Genomic DNA, 16,932 nt, shown 5'->3' with positions numbered 1-16,932 from the left:
TTAGGCTTCCTTTTTTATTGGCTGACTGAAAAGTACAGTTTTAATGAGCAGCTATGCCATGACAGTAACTAAAAAAATGATTAGCATGCTCAGCAATGAGAATTGATAAAACAATAAAGCTGAAGGAAAATATTATGTTGGCATACGATGCAGATTTAGAATTATTTCGTGATAATTTTAAACGTTTTATGAATGAGCATATCGCTCCACATTATGACCAATGGGAACACGAAGGAATTATGCCGCGTTCAGTTTGGAGTCAACTGGGCGAAAATGGCTTTTTATGTGTAGATGTTCCAGAAGAATACGGTGGTTATGGCGTTCCAACTTACTATTCATTAATGTTGGTTGAAGAATCTGCTCGAGCTGGTTTTTGCGCATTATCAACTGCTATTTCTTGTCACTCTGAAATTGCTGCACCTTATATTTTACATATTGGAACTGAAGAGCAAAAACAATACTGGTTACCAAAAATGGTTACTGGTGAAGTGGTTGGTGCAATTGGTATGACTGAACCGGGTGCTGGTTCAGACTTACAATCAATGCGTACGAGCGCCATTTTGCAAGATGACCATTATTTACTAAATGGATCAAAAACATTTATTTCAAATGGTCAACATGCTGACCTTGTGGTGCTTGCAGTAAAAACCGATCCTCAAGCGCGTGCGAAAGGGGTGTCGTTATTATTGGCAGATACACATTTGGATGGCTTTAAGAAAGGTACCAACCTCGACAAAATCGGTTTACATTCTCAAGATACTTCTGAGCTATTTTTTGACAATGTTAAGGTTCCTAAAAACCAGTTACTCGGTCAAGCTGGGCAGGGGTTTGCTTACTTAATGCAAGAGTTACCACGTGAACGTACAGCCATTGCATCTACCGCTATTGGCGCTATTCGTGGTGCAATTGATTTGGCAACGGCTTATGTAAAAGAGCGTCATGCATTTGGTCAACCTATTTCACAGTTCCAAAATACGCGTTTTGTCTTAGCACAAGCAAAAATTGATGAGCTTGCTACGGCTGCTTTTTACGAGAGAAACGTTGCTCTATATCAAGAAGGTAAGTTAGATGTGGAAACAGCAGCCGCACTCAAAAGTTTTAGTACGGATATGCAAATGAAAGTCGCAGACAACTTGCTGCAACTCTTTGGTGGTTATGGTTATATGACTGAATATCCAATTTCACGTTTCTTTGTAGATGCTCGTATTCAGCGTATTTACGGTGGTACAAATGAAATTATGAAAGAAATCGTAGCGCGTGGCTTAATTGGTAAAGCCTAATTAAATAGTTTTAAAAAAAGCCTACCTTTGAGTAGGCTTTTTTATATTACCTATTTGTTAGTTCGATAAATGACAGGATAGTCTTGTTGCTTGGGTAACTTGTGTAAGGCCTGATTGATCTTTATTAAAAATGCATCGGCTTCATCTTGACGAAAAGAGTCTTCGGTATATTTGCTACGTTTTTGATTGATGCCACAACCCGTTATTTCCATATTTTCAGGATTAAATGACCAGTCATTTGGGTCCTTTAAGTTAATGTTTAAATCACTTTCACAGCTTTTCCATAAACGTAAAAACTCATTTGATAATTCTGTTTTAAATCCTCGTGCTGGATAGACCGAGAAGCCTTTCATTTCGGGATTAGAAAACTGTATAAACATGTCTACTGGCATACCACCCCAAATAATTGCTGTATCTGCTGGCAAGTATATACCTGATAGATTTTTCTCATTTAAAGCATGTTTTTGCTCAAATTTCTGCCGGAAGTGTTGCGACCGATAGGTCAGTTTTGTTTGGGCTGGGATTGGAATACCACGAACTTGATTGCTGGTAGTTGTCATATAGTACGGAGAATTATCAGTACCATTATATCCTGCTATTATCGGACAACCGCTACAAGCCGTTAAACTATAACTTGCAAGACTCAGTAGACTTAAGACAATAATTTTATTCATTCTATTTTACTGTTCTTTTAACATCTTTAAGCAGTATAGCTAATCTAGGTTTTAAGATGAGTTCAGCATTTTGAAATTTGAGTAATTTCTTATTCCGCTGCCTTCTCACTCTGTTCATGAAATAAAGATTTGCAGTTTTCTAGATCTTTGCACGAAGCAAACATAAGGGCTTTAGGTAGACTTGCATATAAATTTGTAATGTGTTGCTCAGCAGGATTATAAAAATGCCAATAATTAAATTGGTTTGAACGTTTGTTTTCTAAAGCTTTAAAGAAATCTGTTTCATTAAACTTATTATTAGATTGAGTACGAGGCCCACCTTGCTCATGTGTACCGACTGTGGTCATAAGTAAAGGAGAATGATTTGATTTTTGACTTTGCCAATGCTTTAACTGTTGAAATAACATACCTTGGTCAAACCACAGGGAAGGGCTTGCAGCGAAGTAACGTTGAAATGCATCTGGCTTTTGAAAAAAATGATAAAGCACAAACAAGCCTCCAAAAGAGTGCCCATAGATACTTTGTTGCTGGCTATTAATTGGAAACTGTTGTGCAATTTCAGGTTTGAGTTCGTTATTTAAAAATGCAATAAATTGATCAGCACCACCATATTTATATTTACCTTGAGCCTGAAATTCAGAAGAAGGTTTTGGTGTGTAATCGTAAGCACGCTTTTGCACATCAAAAGTTTTTTGCTGAGGATAACCAACCGCTACAATCATAAGTGGATCAAGTCCTAATTTTGTAGAGCCAGCGCCAATCGACTGAGCAATATTGACAGCACTTGGGAAAGTTGCATTTCCGTCTAGTATATATAGTACGGGATACCCATGTTGTGGTGGGGCAACAGGTGGTTTATAAATTTGAATAAGATAATCATGGCCTGTATTTTTAGATTTGATTTGGAATTGTGCCTGATTATTTTGAAAAACGATTTTTGATTGATTTTGTATAGGCATTTCAGCTAGAACATTACTGCTTATTAAAGTACTCAAGATAAAACTAGAAGAAAAAAAGAAAAATGATTTATGCATAACAGATGAAAATAAAATTTATTACTCAAATCATAAATGAAAATCATTATCAAATAAAGCTATCAAAAGAATGTCCGCAAAAAGGTTAATGAAAAATGCTCTTACAGCCATATTGCCTAACAAATCAAAGCAGACTATTGTTATACTCTCGTTTAAAAGATGATTTTACTGAGGCTGCATTCCAATGATCAACGATGATCAAAACAAAACGACTTCTCTTAGTTTAGAACAAATTCGCGAAGATATTGATAGTGTTGATCAACAGATTCAAGAATTATTAAATCGCCGCGCAAGCCTTGCTGAAGCTGTTGCTAAAGCTAAATTTGCTTCCGAAGAGAATCCTTTGTTTTATCGTCCTGAACGTGAAGCACAAGTCTTACGTAAAGTGATGGAGCGTAACCAAGGTCCTTTGTCTGACGTTACCATGGCGCGTTTGTTCCGTGAAATTATGTCGGCTTGCCTTGCTTTAGAGGCGCCGCAAAGCATTGCATTTTTAGGGCCAGAAGGTACTTTTACTCAATCTGCTGTGCTTAAACATTTTGGTAAGGATGCAGTTGTTCGTCCACTACCAACTATTGATGAAGTGTTCCGTGAGGTGGAAGCGGGTAGTGCACATTACGGTGTAGTTCCAGTTGAAAACTCATCTGAAGGTATTGTGAACCATACTTTAGATTGTTTTAAAACATCTAACTTAAATGTGATTGGTGAAGTTGAATTGCGTATTCATCATCAATTCTTAGTCTCTGAAAATACACGTAAAGACAGCATTAAACAGATTTATGCTCACCAGCAAACTTTGGCCCAATGTCGTCAGTGGTTAGACGCGCATTATCCAGGTGTTGAACGTGTTGCCTTAAACTCAAATGCAGAAGCTGCACGCCGTATTCGCAACGAATGGCATTCAGCAGCAATTGCATCTGATATTGCAGCAGGTATGTATAACCTTGAAATCTTACATAGCAATATTGAAGATAACCCGGAAAATACCACTCGTTTCTTAGTCATTGGTCGTGAAAAAATTCCACAAAGTGGCAATGACAAAACATCGTTATTAATTTCAGCACATGATCGTGCAGGTGCTTTATTAGAAATTTTAGCGCCGTTTGCAAAACATAATATTAGCTTAACGAGTATTGAGACCCGTCCAGCATTACCTGAAAAATGGGCTTATGTATTCTTTATCGATTTAGAAGGTCATATTGATCAAGAGAACGTTGCTGCGGCAATCAATGATATTCGTCCAATGGTAAAAGAGCTTCGTATTCTAGGTTCTTATCCTGCTGCTGTTCTCTAATCACTTATGTTGGAATAATGGCATGTATCCAAATAGAGCATGTCATTATGCTTAAAAATAAATTGCTCAGAGGTTTAAATCACTTTGAGCAAAAACAAAGTTGAAGTTATGTCACAACCCCTATTTAAAAAAGTTGCATTTATTGGTTTAGGACTCATCGGGTCGAGTTTGGCGCGTGTTATTTTTGCAGAAAAATTGGCGACAACAGTTGTTGCATCCACACGCTCACAGAAAACTTTAGAAGATGCAAAATCACTTGGCTTAATACAAGAAGGTTTTTCCGATCCTGTAGAAGCTGTGAAAGGGGCCGATTTAGTTGTTTTAGCCTTGCCAGTGCGTGCTACACAAAAAGTGCTTGAGCAAATTAAACCGTATTTGTCAGAAACTACGATTGTAACTGACGTGGGTAGTACAAAAGGTAATGTCGTTGATGCAGCAAAAGCTGTATTTGGTGAAGACTTACCTGTAGGTTTTGTGCCGGGACATCCTATTGCTGGTAGTGAGCACACAGGTGTTCATGCAGGTAAGGTTGATCTATTTGCAAATCATAAAGTGATTTTAACGCCGTTGCCAACAAGTGCAGAATGGGCTGTTGATAAACTGATTCAACTATGGTCGGCTGCTAAAGCTGAAGTGATTTGTATGGATGTTGCCAAGCACGATGAGGTTTTGGCACATACGAGTCATTTACCGCACTTAATGGCATTTAATTTGGTTGAGCAACTTGCAAACCGTGAAGATAATCTTGATATTTTCCGTTATGCAGCTGGTGGCTTTCGTGATTTCTCACGGATTGCAGCCAGTGATCCTCAAATGTGGCATGACATTTTCTTTGCCAATAAAACAGCGATCTTAAATGCTGTCGATGGCTTCGAAAAGCAACTTACAGTACTTAGAAAATTGATTGAAAACGAAGACTCTCATGCATTAATGGGGTTACTCGGCCATGCTCAGGCAGCACGTCAGCATTTCAATCATATGTTAGCCAAAAAACCTTTAATGGAGAAAAATAAGGTGACACAGCAATTCAGTATCTTACCGGGAAATAAGGCATTTAAAGGTAAATTTACCGTACCGGGTGACAAATCTGTGTCACATCGCTCCATTATGTTTGGTGCTATTGCCGAAGGCACGACTCATGTCACTGGCTTCCTTGAGGGCGAAGATGCTTTGGCAACTTTGCAAGCTTTCCGTGATATGGGGGTAAGCATTGAAGGCCCTAAAAATGGTGAAGTGACCATCCATGGCGTAGGCATGCATGGTTTAAAAGCGCCAGCAAGTGCATTGTATATGGGTAACTCTGGTACAAGTATGCGTTTGCTTTCAGGCATGTTATCAGCGCAACAGTTTGATTCAGTGATGACAGGTGATGCATCACTTTCTAAGCGTCCAATGGAGCGTATTGCTAAGCCATTACGTTTAATGGGTGCGCAAATTCAGACTACAGGTGAGAAAGGTACTCCACCTGTCAGCATTACGGGTAGCCAGCAATTAAAAGGTATTCAATACGACTTGCCAATGGCATCTGCTCAGGTGAAATCAGGTATTTTACTTGCTGGTTTGTGGGCTGAAGGCGAAACTTCAGTAACTGAACCAGAACCAACTCGTGACCACACAGAGCGCATGCTTCGTGCATTTGGTTATGACGTTAAAACTGAAGGCAATAAAATTTCACTCGTTGGTGGCGGTAAATTAGTAGGTACTGATATTCAAGTTCCATCTGATATTTCATCTGCTGCTTTCTTTATGGTGGGGGCTGCAATCACAGAAGGTTCAGACGTTGTGCTTGAGGCAGTAGGTATTAACCCTACACGTACTGGTGTAATTGAAATTTTAAAACAGATGGGTGCAGATCTGACTGTTGAAAATGAACGTATTGCTGGTGGCGAACCTATTGCTGATATTCATATTAAAGGTTCACGCACGCTTAAAGGCATTCATATGCCTGAAGACCAAGTACCTTTAGCAATTGATGAATTCCCAGCTTTATTTATTGCAGCGGCTTGTGCTGAAGGCCAAACAGTATTAACTGGTGCGGCAGAACTTCGTGTGAAAGAGTCTGACCGTATTCAGGTTATGGCAGATGGCTTAAAAATTATGGGCATTGACTGCACACCAACTGATGATGGCATCATTATCGAAGGTAAAGGTAAGTCAGGTGATTGGTCACCAATCTTCGCTGGCGGTGAAATTGAATCACACCACGACCACCGTATTGCTATGAGTTTTAGTATGGCAGGTCTTCGTAATTCTGGTCCGATTACAATTCATGGTACTGAAACCGTTGCTACAAGTTTCCCGACTTTCACTGAGTTGGCGAATCGTGCAGGTTTAACAATAGAAGTTAGCCAATAACTTTTTACCTAACACATTTTATAATTGCTAACACAATAGCAACGGCAGCAGCGAGCTAAAAGCTTGGCTGCTGTTTGTTTATTGCTTATGCTAAGTGCAGATAATGATAATAGTGTTAGGACAAAGGATGAAAAAATTACAATTTATTGCCAGTTGCCCACAACATGGGGTGCTTGATCATCCACCAAATGAATGCCATATCACTCAAGAATATGTAGCGGCTTTATTATTTAAACAATTGGGGCATTATGGTTTCGATGCACAGCATATTGTGCATGAACATGAAAAGGTAGAAGTGAGTATTGATAATCATCTTTTACCTTTGTCTATTACTTGTCAAAAAACAGACCATGATGGACACCTGATGTGTGAAATTTCTGCCAATCCAGATGAAGAACAAGACTGGTTTGAGAAAATTGAAACACAAAGCATTATTCGCCAGCTTGCACAGGCCGTTGAAAATAGTTTGAAAGCCGATCAGAGTTTTTCCCAATTTGTTTGGAAGTCTTGATCACTTAAATATATTTTATGAAGTAAGGGTGAACATATTTGTTCACCCTTTTTATTTATTAATATTGATAAGAATTATTTATTTTTGTAGTGACATTATTTAATAAAATTTAACAAACGAAAAAATAATATTGTTTGAATTTTGAACTAATTTTCTATTAATTTAAAAATGCTTTTTAACAAAGAACAACTCAATTTCCTCTTCTTATTTATATTATTTTACAGAGAATTAATATGAACATAATTTCCAGTAATTATTCAAAAGGCTTTGGTATATTGATTATCTCCTTATTATCAGCGTGTAATAGTGATGATAAAGATACGACCATAAACTCAACAAACCAGAAGTTGCTAGAAGGAACAATTACTTCTTTAGAGAATCTTAAGCAAAATCTAGTATGGCAAGAAAATCAGTGTGATAGTGTCTATTCTAAAGTGATCAGTGAGGCAGCAATTGCTCAAAAATCAGCGGCAGAACTAAGAGCCAATATCACTACTTCAAATAATTTAGGAGTTTTTCTTGATAATCAAATTATCCCGAAACTAGCTCAGCTTACTGATGAGTCGACTGTATTAAGAGCGAGGTGTAATGCTCCAGACTATGATGCAACAGGCGTAAGTATTGAACGACCTGCCATGCTAAGGGAAATGTTAAGTGAATGGCAAGGAACAATTAATTTATTAATTCGTCAAATCAATAACCCGCCAAATATGAATCCTGAAATTAAATTAGCGTCATTAACCAACACCAATATTAATCAATCAACACTAGCAAAGTCTAAATTCAAAGATTGTTCAGATAGTTTTTGTCCGGAAATGACGGTTATTCCAGCTGGCAGCTTTTTAATGGGTGGAAATATAAATGAACAAGAGCAACAAAATGTACCGGCTCAATCTCGACCATATGAATTACCTCAACATTTAGTACAAGTCGAAAAACCATTTGCAATGTCAACTTATGAAACAACAATTGCTGAGTTTCAGGCTTTCCAAAAGGAAACTGGATGGGAAGTCGAGGGGTGTCGTAATTGGGAAACACGCAATGGTGTTTTCAATATGTGGTATCGAGATGATTTAAATCCGAATAATTCGGGTATGAATCAAACATCTCAGGATCCTGTTGTATGTGTACGCCGTGAAGATGGAAGAGAATTTGCGAAATGGTTATCTAAAAAAACAGGCCAGACCTACCGTTTACCAACAGAGGTTGAGTGGGAATATGCAGCGCGTGCTGGAACGACAACAGCGTATTATTGGGGAGATGACCTTAATCTTGACCAAGCTTGTAAATATGCAAATGTATTAGATCCATCTACAGCGGCGGCATTACCCCAAACCAGTGGTTGGAGTCTATTTAAATGTACGGATGGTTATGCATTTACGTCACCAGTCGGGAAGTTTTTACCAAACAATTTTGGTTTATATGATATGAGTGCCAACGCACGAGAATGGGTGGATGACTGCTGGCATTCAAATTATGAAAATGCTCCTAGTGTGAATCGTCGCTGGGGTGAAGAAAATAATGGACAGTGTAATTTCCCAGTTTTACGTGGAGGGGCATGGATATATAACACTTATAACGTACGAACTGCTTATCGTAATGCGTATGTAACTTCACAAGCTCGTTCAATTATGTGGGGATTCCGATTGGTTCGCGAAATTTAGCTTTGATTTTTATACCTAATATATTCTACATTTAAAGTCATTTTTTTAATTTATCAGCGTCGATTTTAATAAAAAGCTAAAACTGCGCTGATAAGTTCTTATCTTTCAATAAACCTACGTTTATTAAGAATATTTGTGAGAGTATAAATATATGGTGCCATTTGATTTTTCGAACTTATCTCCTCAAGTGGTTTGGCAGCATTTTCAAACACTTTGCACTATTCCACGTCCCTCAAAGCACGAACAGCAGCTTCGTGAGTTTTTAAAAAACTGGGCTGAAAGTCGAAATTTAGAAACTTACGTAGATGAAGTTGGTAATTTAATTATCCGTAAGAATGCGACCACGGGTAAAGAACATGTGTCTGGCGTTATTCTTCAAGGCCACTTAGATATGGTCACACAAGCTAACACTGGCACAGTACATGATTTCTTTAAAGACCCGATTTGTCCAGTCCTCGAAGATGGCTGGTTAATTGCTAAAGATACTACTTTAGGTGCCGATAATGGTATTGGCGTAGCCTTAGCTTTAGCTGTATTAGATTCAAATGATATTGCTCATGGACCAATTGAAGTTCTTTTAACAGTCGATGAAGAAGCGGGTATGAGTGGTGCACGGCTTTTACAGGCAGGTGTGCTAAAAGGAAAATGGTTATTTAATATTGATACAGAAGAGTGGGGCGAGTTATATCTCGGATGTGCTGGCAGTATTGATGTTGAAGTAGAGCAGCCGCTTAGTTATGAACCAATCCCTGAAAATTTGAATATTATGAATATTCAGGTAGCTGGTCTTAAAGGTGGTCACTCTGGCGTAGATATTCATTTAGGACGTGGCAATGCTAACGTTATTTTGGCTCGCTTTTTAAATCAATATTTAGGCTCACTTGGTGGGCATCTTGTTGAGTTTACAGGTGGCACGGCGCGTAATGCTTTACCGAGAGAAGCTGTAGCGACTATTGCAATTTCATCTAACCAATTGCCTAAATTAGAAAAATTACTCGATGAATATCAAACAGCATGGAAAAAACAGCTACAAGGTATTGATGACAATCTGCAATTAATTATTCAGCCTAATAGTGCTGAAGTGACTGAAGTGATTACTCAACAACAGCAAAACGAGTGGTTACAAGCTTTAGCAACAAGTCCTTATGGCGTTGCAAGTATGAGTCAAGCTTTACCAGACGTAGTTGAAACTTCAAATAATATTGGAGTGGTGAGACTAAATAGAGAAGGCGGAAAAGCTGTTTTAATGGTTCGCTCAATGGTGAACCAAGAAGCTCAAGATTTTGCAGAAAAAATTCAGGCACATTTTAGTCAATTTAATATCACCTCTATACTCACACCGTTAGTTTCAGGTTGGACACCAAACCCTGACTCGGCTGCTCTAAAGTGCTTACAACAAGCCTATCAAAATGCATTTAATATTGAGCCAAATCTTAAAGTGATTCATGCAGGCTTGGAGTGTGGAATTATTGCTGAACATTACCCACATTTACAGATGGTTTCTTTTGGCCCGGATATTCAAGGGGCGCATGCGCCGGGCGAACGAGTAAAAGTAGATACTGTAGAGAAATGCTGGAAGCTACTGGTAACCGCTTTGGCATCCATAGAGTAATTTTTAGGTTTAAGAAGCTCAGTTATGAGCTTCTTAAATTTTAACCTTTACATGAAAATGATCTGGATTTAACTCAACAAACTCGATTTCACAATCAATAAATTTTTCAATCATGGCCGCTTGAGTACGAGTGTGTTCGCTAATACATTGTGCGGTGAATTCACCCCCTTGAGCTAATGTCAAAGGTAGCAGTAACTGGTCTGCCAAATATTCATCTACAACAGCCTGCGAAGATAAATATAGCTTTACATCTTTTGCTAAATGATCAGCTATTTGCTCTGCACTTTTGCTCTTCTCACCTAAAGCTGTAAATAGTTGGCTGTGATATTGATGAGTAACTTTCACATATACTGTATTGCCTTGGCTAATTCCATTTAAATGAAATTGCTGCTGAGAGCTTAAGTTTAGCTTTTTACTTAATGTGGTTAATTCGCGTTGTGCAATTTGTACTTCTTCTGAAAGATTTAATACTGCTGCAAAAGCCTCATTGCTTTGTAAAACACTACGATCTAATAAATTTAGCTTGTTTCGATTTTGCCATGGCTGAATGGTAACTTGAATTTCACCCGCACCAATTGGAAAGAAGCCAGCTTTATTTAATTTAAAATCTACGTTAATTCCAATCTTCGCTAGAGCAGGTAAAAAGCAATGTTCAATAAAATCTGCTGTTGGTGCAAGTGGATTATGTGTACCGCCTGAAATGGTGAGTTCGCTAGCTTCATTTTGTAATAACAAAACAGGTAGAAGCGTTTGTAAAACCAGTGTTGTACTACCCGCTGAACCAATTTGAAATTGATATTTACCACTTTGAACATGCTGAGGTGCGAAATATAAACGCTGGCTATGTAATTCAGCGCCTTCCACATAAGCTTGGCTAATTTGTTGAGATGCCTGTACGCAAACTAAATGCTGGCGCATTAAACCTGGTTTTTTACGTCCTGCACGTATATTAATTAATTCAAACGGTTGGCCTGTAATCATTGAAAGCGCAAGGGCAGTTCTTAAAATCTGTCCACCACCTTCACCTTGTGAGCCATCAATTTGAATGGCTTTTGGCATATTTGCCAAAACTGTATTCACTTCTATTTTCCTTATTTTCTAATTTAATGAACATACTGTCAGTACATGGTAATGCGAAGTAACGCGTGACTTTGCTTTTGACAAAGGTTTGCTAAGTGCATAGTGCTGAGTCTGATAAGTGAATATCGATGCACGGCTCACATGCTGCCATAGCCGCCTGAATTATTTTCAATCCCTCAGATCGGAGTAATGCAGGATCTTGTACTCGCCCAGTATGTCCAAACTTTGATTGTGAAAATGATTTCACAAAATCTATTGTTTAATCGATTAGATCAATTTGCCAATTAGCAGCCTGAATTTTTACGTTTAAGTCACGTAGTTTCGCACTGATATCATCCGCCTGTTTTTGTAAGTTAGAAACAGGAATGACTTTCTTCCACTTAATTTCACGTGAGCTATAACGATCAGGTTCTCGATGTGTATTAGCAATTGCATCGATTAAAATCTTATGCTGTTCAGCATAATTATCGCGCAAGCTTAATAGAGACAATAATACTTTGCCATCTTCCAGTTTTGCTTGTGCATTGGTCAAATGAATACGACAAATCAATTGATTGCTTTCCTGAGTTAAAGCAAATATCTGTTTGATCAGTTCATTTGGATCTTCACTAGGTTCATCACCGTCTTGTACCAATACATTGGCATTGATTCGTTGTTTTAACGAAGCGAGCTTTTTTTGTTGATCGCTTCGAAGTAAAAGTGCTTCTGCGAGTTTCATTTTATTTACCCGTAACAGTTTTAAGTGTTGGCTTCAAAAGTAACCAGAATTTCTGCATCTTTACCTTGGAGGTAAAGATGCTGCCAATGTTGGAGATACTTTGGAAGATATTTATTTGGTGGTCTTATATAGCCCTGTTGGGAATCTTTTAATTCTCCGATTAGACCTTCAATATATGATTTTAAATAAACTGCAATTACCGTGAATTGCTTATCACTTAACGTGGAAAATAGATTTTTACGAAAAAAGTAATCTATTGTTTCAGTGGGTGTTCCTATACTTTTCATTTGAAATTGCCAGTCTACAAATTGTGGATCATCACACATTTTCTTCATGTTTCTCCAAATGGAGTTAGAAGTAAAGAATTGCTTGAAGTTCTCATAAATTGGCATATTTTCATTGAAATTTAATAGTTCTATATAACAGTCAAATTGTGGTTGAAATGCTGGATCTAAAGCATTTGCTGTTATACATATCCCTTCTAAAATGTGATTGAATTTTTCTATATCTATATTTTGCATAGCATTAACCCTTAACACACACCACTTGTCTTAATGTATAAACCACTTCAACCAAATCGCTTTGTGCTTTCATTACATCTTCAATCGGTTTATATGCCGATGGAATTTCATCAATAACCGCAGCATCTTTACGGCATTCCACACCTTCAGTTTGTGCAATCTGATCTTCTACGGTAAAGCGTCGTTTTGCTTCAGTACGGCTCATAACACGTCCAGCACCATGCGAACATGAACAGAAAGATTCCTGATTTCCAAGTCCACGGACAATAAATGACTTCGCTCCCATTGAACCCGGAATAATTCCGTATTCACCTAGACGTGCACGGACTGCACCTTTACGAGTGACCATTACTTCTTCACCGTAATGTTCTTCTTTTTCCACATAGTTATGGTGACAGTTCACTGCTTCCAAACGTGCCTGAAAAGGCTTTGGTACAATAGTAGCCAAGGCTTTAATCGCAGATTGCATCATGATTTCTCGGTTCTTCATCGCAAAGCGTTGAGCCCAACCTACTGCAAACCAGTAATCATCAAAGTGTTCAGTTCCTTCTACTAGGTATGCTAAATCTTTATTTGGCAAATTAATGAAATGCTTCTGCATGTCTTTACGGGCAAGTTCGATAAAATGATTACCGATAGCATTTCCAACACCACGAGAACCTGAGTGCAACATAATCCAAACATGATCATGCTCATCTAAACAGATTTCGACAAAGTGGTTTCCAGTACCTAAAGTCCCCAAATGTTTGCGGTTATTGGTGTTTTTCAAACGTGGATGTTTTGCACAAATGTATTCAAAATCTGCAACAAGATTGGCCCAAGCTTGATCTACCATTTCTGGTGGAGTTTCCCATGAACCACGATCACGTCCGCGCTTAGTCATTCCATGGGGAATTAATCGTTCAAGTTCAGTACGTAGAGCATGTAAGTTATCTGGTAAATCTGAAGCAGTTAAGCTTGTACGGGTTGCCATCATTCCACAACCAATATCTACACCCACAGCAGCAGGAATAATTGCCCCTTTGGTTGGAATTACGCTACCAATAGTTGCTCCTAAACCGAAGTGTACATCTGGCATTACAGCCATCCATTTATAAATAAAAGGCATTTGAGCTGTTTGTAATAATTGTTGTTTTGAGTTGTCATCAACAAGCACGCCTTTAGTCCACATTTTGACTGGCATACTTTTTCCATTTTGCAGAACTTCATAAGAACGTTGTTGCTGCTTTTGTTCAAACTGAGCTTGTTGGTTAATTTCTTCAATGACAGACATTTTCTTTTCCTTTCAAAGCCTGCCTGCCAAGCGTTTGCAGGCAGGTGTTATTCACAATATCCGAATGATGTTGTGTGCTTTGTACTATTGCACTGAGTGTGCCAACTTTTAAAAATATACTTAATTAAAAATATAAGTTATTGAAAATAATATATAAAAACAATTGTTATTTCTGCGCAACTAATTTCTGTTGGAAATTTTAATATTTAAAAGATATCTAAAAGTATATTTAAATATCTTTTTGGATATATGTATTTAATGGGTCTTCCCGTTTTTATCGACTTTTAAAAGCTGTCCAGCTTCATTTAAAGTAAATTCATCAAAATCATTTGCTAAATAAAAATGACCTTTATAAAACTGGCGAACTTCTTCAGTAATAGCTTGCTGCCCAGCTTTATCCTGATGTCGGGGGCTAAAATGCGTCAGAATTAAATTGCTTAAAGATTGCTGTTCTACAAATTCAGCCACCATTTTTGCTGAGCTATGCATTGGACCTTTGCCGACTTTATCTAAAACCGTTTGTAAGTATGTGGACTCATGAATAAGGAGTTGGGCATCTTTGCAAGCGTCAGTTAATAGTTCTGGTTGGTCATTATCACCACCTATAATTGCATGAACTTGTTGATTTTGAATTTTGATAAAGTCTTCAGCTTTTAAGGTTTGTCCTTCAAATTCAATATTGTAGCCTCGTTTCAAAAGGCCCCACATATTGCCTTGAGGTACGCCAAGCTGAGTTAGAGCTTGGGTATCTAACTTCTTCTGAATAGATTTGATATAAATGCTAAAAGCAAAACTTGGAACACGATGGCTTAGTGGATGTGCTTGAACAATGAATTCGTCAGTGATTTGTTGTGGCTGCGTTGCTTCATTCACATCAATAAATTGAAGGGAATAGGGTAAATGTAAATCTGTAAGTTCGGCAGTGATTTCAAACCATTGCTGAATTTCTTTCGGTGCAATCACGATTAAGGGTTTGCTACGGGCATTCATGCCTGCACTTGCTAATAAACCAACTAGACCATAACAATGGTCGCCGTGAACATGTGTAATACAAATGGCAACTAGGTTTTGTAATGAAAGTTTAGCTTGTTGAATACGGTGCTGTGTCCCTTCGCCAGCATCAATTAAAATCCAGTCCTTATTTTTGCTGTTACGAACTGCTAATCCTGAAACATTACGTGTCAGCGTCGGTACACCTGAAGATGTGCCTAAAAAAGTAAAATGAAGCATATTCTTGGAATTTTTTGGTCAAATGCGTATTGTATATTATAGACACTTATAAAATTTTATAGAAATTATGGCGGATGCAAAGAAAACAGTTGTTATTGGCTTTGTCGGTTCTACCCTTGATCAGGGGAGAAGGCCAGATCGCTGGCAGCGTTGGCGTCCTACACTTAGTCTGTTAATGCATGAAGATTTGCTTGTAGATGAATTGGTACTTCTACATGATCGACAGCATCATAATTTAGTTAAATCTATAGCAGCAGATGCTAAAGAGATTTCTCCACAAACTGAGGTTTCTGGACATAAGGTAAGTATTAAAGATCCTTGGGATTTTGCTGAAGTTTATGGTGCACTCTATGACTTTGTAAAAACGTATCCGTTTGATATCGAAAAAAATAACTATTTACTGCATATCACGACAGGAACGCATGTTGCTCAAATTTGTTGGTACTTATTGGTAGATGCACATTATTTGCCAGCTCAACTCATTCAAAGTTCACCTAACCAACACAAGACATCAGAAGGTGAATATAGAATTATTGATCTGGACTTATCTCGATACGATGTTTTAAAACAACGCTTCGATGATGAACAAAAACAAAATTGGCAACAACTTAAAGCCAATATTTCTACTCATAATAAAGCGTTTAATCAGCTTATTGAGGAAGTTGAATTAGTTGCAACCCGCTCAAGTGCGCCTATTTTAATTATGGGGGCAACAGGGGTTGGTAAGTCTCATTTGGCAAAACAAATTTTTCAGTTAAAGAAAGATAAATTTCAATTAAGCGGCCGTTTTATTGATGTTAACTGTGCAACCTTGCGTGGTGATAGTGCCATGTCAACTTTATTTGGTCATATAAAAGGTGCATTTACAGGAGCAGCTGCATCTCGTGCTGGTTTATTAAAAAGTGCTGATCAAGGCATTTTATTTTTAGATGAAATTGGTGAATTGGGACTTGATGAACAAGCTATGTTGCTAAAAGCGCTAGAAGACAAAAGCTTTTTTCCTGTTGGAAGTGATAAGGAAATTCAGGCCGATTTTCAGCTAATAGCGGGTACTAACCGTGATTTGCGCAATGAAGTTCAAGCTGGCCGATTTCGTGAAGATTTATGGGCTCGTTTGAATACGTGGACATTCTTTTTACCAAATTTAAAAGACCGTGTAGAGGATATTGCACCCAATATTGTTTTTGAGTTACAGCGTTTTGCTGCAATTCATCAAAGACAATTACGTTTTCAACGTGATGCATTAGAAACATATTTAAAGTTTGCTAAATCGGCAGATGCATCATGGCAAGGAAATTTTAGAGATTTAGCAGCGAGCGTAACTCGTTTGGCAACTTTATCTCAAGGTGAGTTAATTCGTCGTGAGGCTGTAGAAAAAGAAATTGAGCGCCTAAAGCAACTTTGGCTTATTCAGGGTGAATCTTACAAGGATAAAAATATAGATATTTTGTTGAACTATTTGGATTCTAAACAAATAGAGCAAATAGATGAATTTGATCAGATTCAATTACGAGGTGTGCTCAAAGTCTGTGAAAATTCAAAATCAATGGCAGAGGCGGGAAGACAACTCTTTTCGGTATCTCGCCAACAACGTAATACAACAAATGATAGCGACCGAGTAAAAAAATATTTAGCGCGTTTTGGGTTAAGTTGGAATAATTTTTAGCAGTTACTGTGCTTATGAAA

Annotated in this window: 14 protein-coding genes; 7 read left to right on the top strand and 7 right to left on the bottom strand. The window is 37.9% G+C overall.

Annotation, left to right across the window (positions count from 1 at the left end):
* The first annotated feature begins 134 nt into the window (after nucleotides 1–134).
* Nucleotides 135–1,280, top strand: a complete 1,146-nt coding sequence (locus B554_RS0104510) for an acyl-CoA dehydrogenase family protein (protein ID WP_019457125.1) — start codon at nucleotides 135–137, stop codon at nucleotides 1,278–1,280.
* Between the two features lie 50 nt (nucleotides 1,281–1,330).
* On the opposite strand, the gene B554_RS0104505 is transcribed toward B554_RS0104510, so the two are convergent.
* Both B554_RS0104505 and B554_RS0104500 read right to left on the bottom strand, forming a co-directional pair.
* Complete coding sequence (locus tag B554_RS0104505) at nucleotides 1,331–1,954, bottom strand: hypothetical protein (protein ID WP_025465084.1); 624 nt, start codon at nucleotides 1,952–1,954, stop codon at nucleotides 1,331–1,333.
* Between the two features lie 89 nt (nucleotides 1,955–2,043).
* Nucleotides 2,044–2,988: an alpha/beta hydrolase gene (locus B554_RS0104500; protein WP_025465083.1), complete on the bottom strand. Its 945-nt coding sequence runs from the start codon at nucleotides 2,986–2,988 to the stop codon at nucleotides 2,044–2,046.
* Nucleotides 2,989–3,172: 184 nt separating this feature from the next.
* Between B554_RS0104500 and pheA the strand changes: the two genes are divergently transcribed.
* From pheA to B554_RS0104475, 5 genes are all read left to right on the top strand, one after another.
* Nucleotides 3,173–4,282, top strand: a complete 1,110-nt coding sequence (pheA, locus tag B554_RS0104495) for a prephenate dehydratase (protein WP_002049199.1) — start codon at nucleotides 3,173–3,175, stop codon at nucleotides 4,280–4,282.
* A gap of 108 nt (nucleotides 4,283–4,390) precedes the next feature.
* On the top strand, nucleotides 4,391–6,637 hold the full coding sequence (locus B554_RS0104490; RefSeq protein WP_019457122.1) for a bifunctional prephenate dehydrogenase/3-phosphoshikimate 1-carboxyvinyltransferase: 2,247 nt from the start codon (nucleotides 4,391–4,393) through the stop codon (nucleotides 6,635–6,637).
* A 127-nt stretch (nucleotides 6,638–6,764) separates the two neighbouring features.
* Nucleotides 6,765–7,148 carry a hypothetical protein gene (locus B554_RS0104485; RefSeq protein ID WP_004700537.1) on the top strand — a complete coding sequence of 128 codons (384 nt, stop codon included), beginning with the start codon at nucleotides 6,765–6,767 and terminating at the stop codon, nucleotides 7,146–7,148.
* A gap of 233 nt (nucleotides 7,149–7,381) precedes the next feature.
* Nucleotides 7,382–8,812, top strand: a complete 1,431-nt coding sequence (locus tag B554_RS0104480) for a formylglycine-generating enzyme family protein (protein WP_019457121.1) — start codon at nucleotides 7,382–7,384, stop codon at nucleotides 8,810–8,812.
* 151 nt (nucleotides 8,813–8,963) lie between these two features.
* The gene (locus tag B554_RS0104475; RefSeq protein ID WP_019457120.1) at nucleotides 8,964–10,424 is read left to right on the top strand and encodes an aminoacyl-histidine dipeptidase; all 1,461 of its coding nucleotides are present in this window, start codon (nucleotides 8,964–8,966) and stop codon (nucleotides 10,422–10,424) included.
* Between the two features lie 33 nt (nucleotides 10,425–10,457).
* Here the strand turns inward: B554_RS0104475 and rtcA are convergent, their stop codons facing one another.
* The 5 genes from rtcA to B554_RS0104450 form a co-directional block, all read right to left on the bottom strand.
* Nucleotides 10,458–11,504 (bottom strand): RNA 3'-terminal phosphate cyclase, encoded by a 1,047-nt coding sequence (gene rtcA / locus B554_RS0104470; RefSeq protein WP_019457119.1) that lies wholly within the window; start codon nucleotides 11,502–11,504, stop codon nucleotides 10,458–10,460.
* Between the two features lie 259 nt (nucleotides 11,505–11,763).
* Entirely contained in the window at nucleotides 11,764–12,222 is a 459-nt protein-coding gene (locus B554_RS0104465) for a DIP1984 family protein (RefSeq protein ID WP_019457118.1), read from the bottom strand.
* A 20-nt stretch (nucleotides 12,223–12,242) separates the two neighbouring features.
* Nucleotides 12,243–12,743, bottom strand: coding sequence for a hypothetical protein (locus B554_RS0104460; protein ID WP_019457117.1), 501 nt, complete (start codon nucleotides 12,741–12,743; stop codon nucleotides 12,243–12,245).
* A 4-nt stretch (nucleotides 12,744–12,747) separates the two neighbouring features.
* Nucleotides 12,748–14,016 (bottom strand): RtcB family protein, encoded by a 1,269-nt coding sequence (locus tag B554_RS0104455; RefSeq protein WP_019457116.1) that lies wholly within the window; start codon nucleotides 14,014–14,016, stop codon nucleotides 12,748–12,750.
* A 255-nt stretch (nucleotides 14,017–14,271) separates the two neighbouring features.
* Complete coding sequence (locus B554_RS0104450) at nucleotides 14,272–15,246, bottom strand: ribonuclease Z (protein ID WP_019457115.1); 975 nt, start codon at nucleotides 15,244–15,246, stop codon at nucleotides 14,272–14,274.
* A gap of 67 nt (nucleotides 15,247–15,313) precedes the next feature.
* Between B554_RS0104450 and rtcR the strand changes: the two genes are divergently transcribed.
* Nucleotides 15,314–16,912: an RNA repair transcriptional activator RtcR gene (gene rtcR / locus B554_RS0104445; RefSeq protein WP_019457114.1), complete on the top strand. Its 1,599-nt coding sequence runs from the start codon at nucleotides 15,314–15,316 to the stop codon at nucleotides 16,910–16,912.
* Nucleotides 16,913–16,932 lie beyond the last annotated feature (20 nt).

This window comes from Acinetobacter sp. GG2, assembly GCF_000292385.1.
Lineage (GTDB): Bacteria > Pseudomonadota > Gammaproteobacteria > Pseudomonadales > Moraxellaceae > Acinetobacter > Acinetobacter seifertii.
This window is presented reverse-complemented; position numbering and strand designations above follow the sequence as displayed.

Coding starts and splice junctions, on each gene's coding strand:
- B554_RS0104510 (WP_019457125.1), top strand. CDS start 135: ATGTTGGCATACGATGCAGATTTAGAATTATTTCGTGATAATTTTAAA.
- B554_RS0104505 (WP_025465084.1), bottom strand. CDS start 1,954: ATGAATAAAATTATTGTCTTAAGTCTACTGAGTCTTGCAAGTTATAGT.
- B554_RS0104500 (WP_025465083.1), bottom strand. CDS start 2,988: ATGCATAAATCATTTTTCTTTTTTTCTTCTAGTTTTATCTTGAGTACT.
- pheA (WP_002049199.1), top strand. CDS start 3,173: ATGATCAACGATGATCAAAACAAAACGACTTCTCTTAGTTTAGAACAA.
- B554_RS0104490 (WP_019457122.1), top strand. CDS start 4,391: ATGTCACAACCCCTATTTAAAAAAGTTGCATTTATTGGTTTAGGACTC.
- B554_RS0104485 (WP_004700537.1), top strand. CDS start 6,765: ATGAAAAAATTACAATTTATTGCCAGTTGCCCACAACATGGGGTGCTT.
- B554_RS0104480 (WP_019457121.1), top strand. CDS start 7,382: ATGAACATAATTTCCAGTAATTATTCAAAAGGCTTTGGTATATTGATT.
- B554_RS0104475 (WP_019457120.1), top strand. CDS start 8,964: ATGGTGCCATTTGATTTTTCGAACTTATCTCCTCAAGTGGTTTGGCAG.
- B554_RS0104465 (WP_019457118.1), bottom strand. CDS start 12,222: ATGAAACTCGCAGAAGCACTTTTACTTCGAAGCGATCAACAAAAAAAG.
- B554_RS0104460 (WP_019457117.1), bottom strand. CDS start 12,743: ATGCAAAATATAGATATAGAAAAATTCAATCACATTTTAGAAGGGATA.
- B554_RS0104455 (WP_019457116.1), bottom strand. CDS start 14,016: ATGTCTGTCATTGAAGAAATTAACCAACAAGCTCAGTTTGAACAAAAG.
- B554_RS0104450 (WP_019457115.1), bottom strand. CDS start 15,246: ATGCTTCATTTTACTTTTTTAGGCACATCTTCAGGTGTACCGACGCTG.
- rtcR (WP_019457114.1), top strand. CDS start 15,314: ATGGCGGATGCAAAGAAAACAGTTGTTATTGGCTTTGTCGGTTCTACC.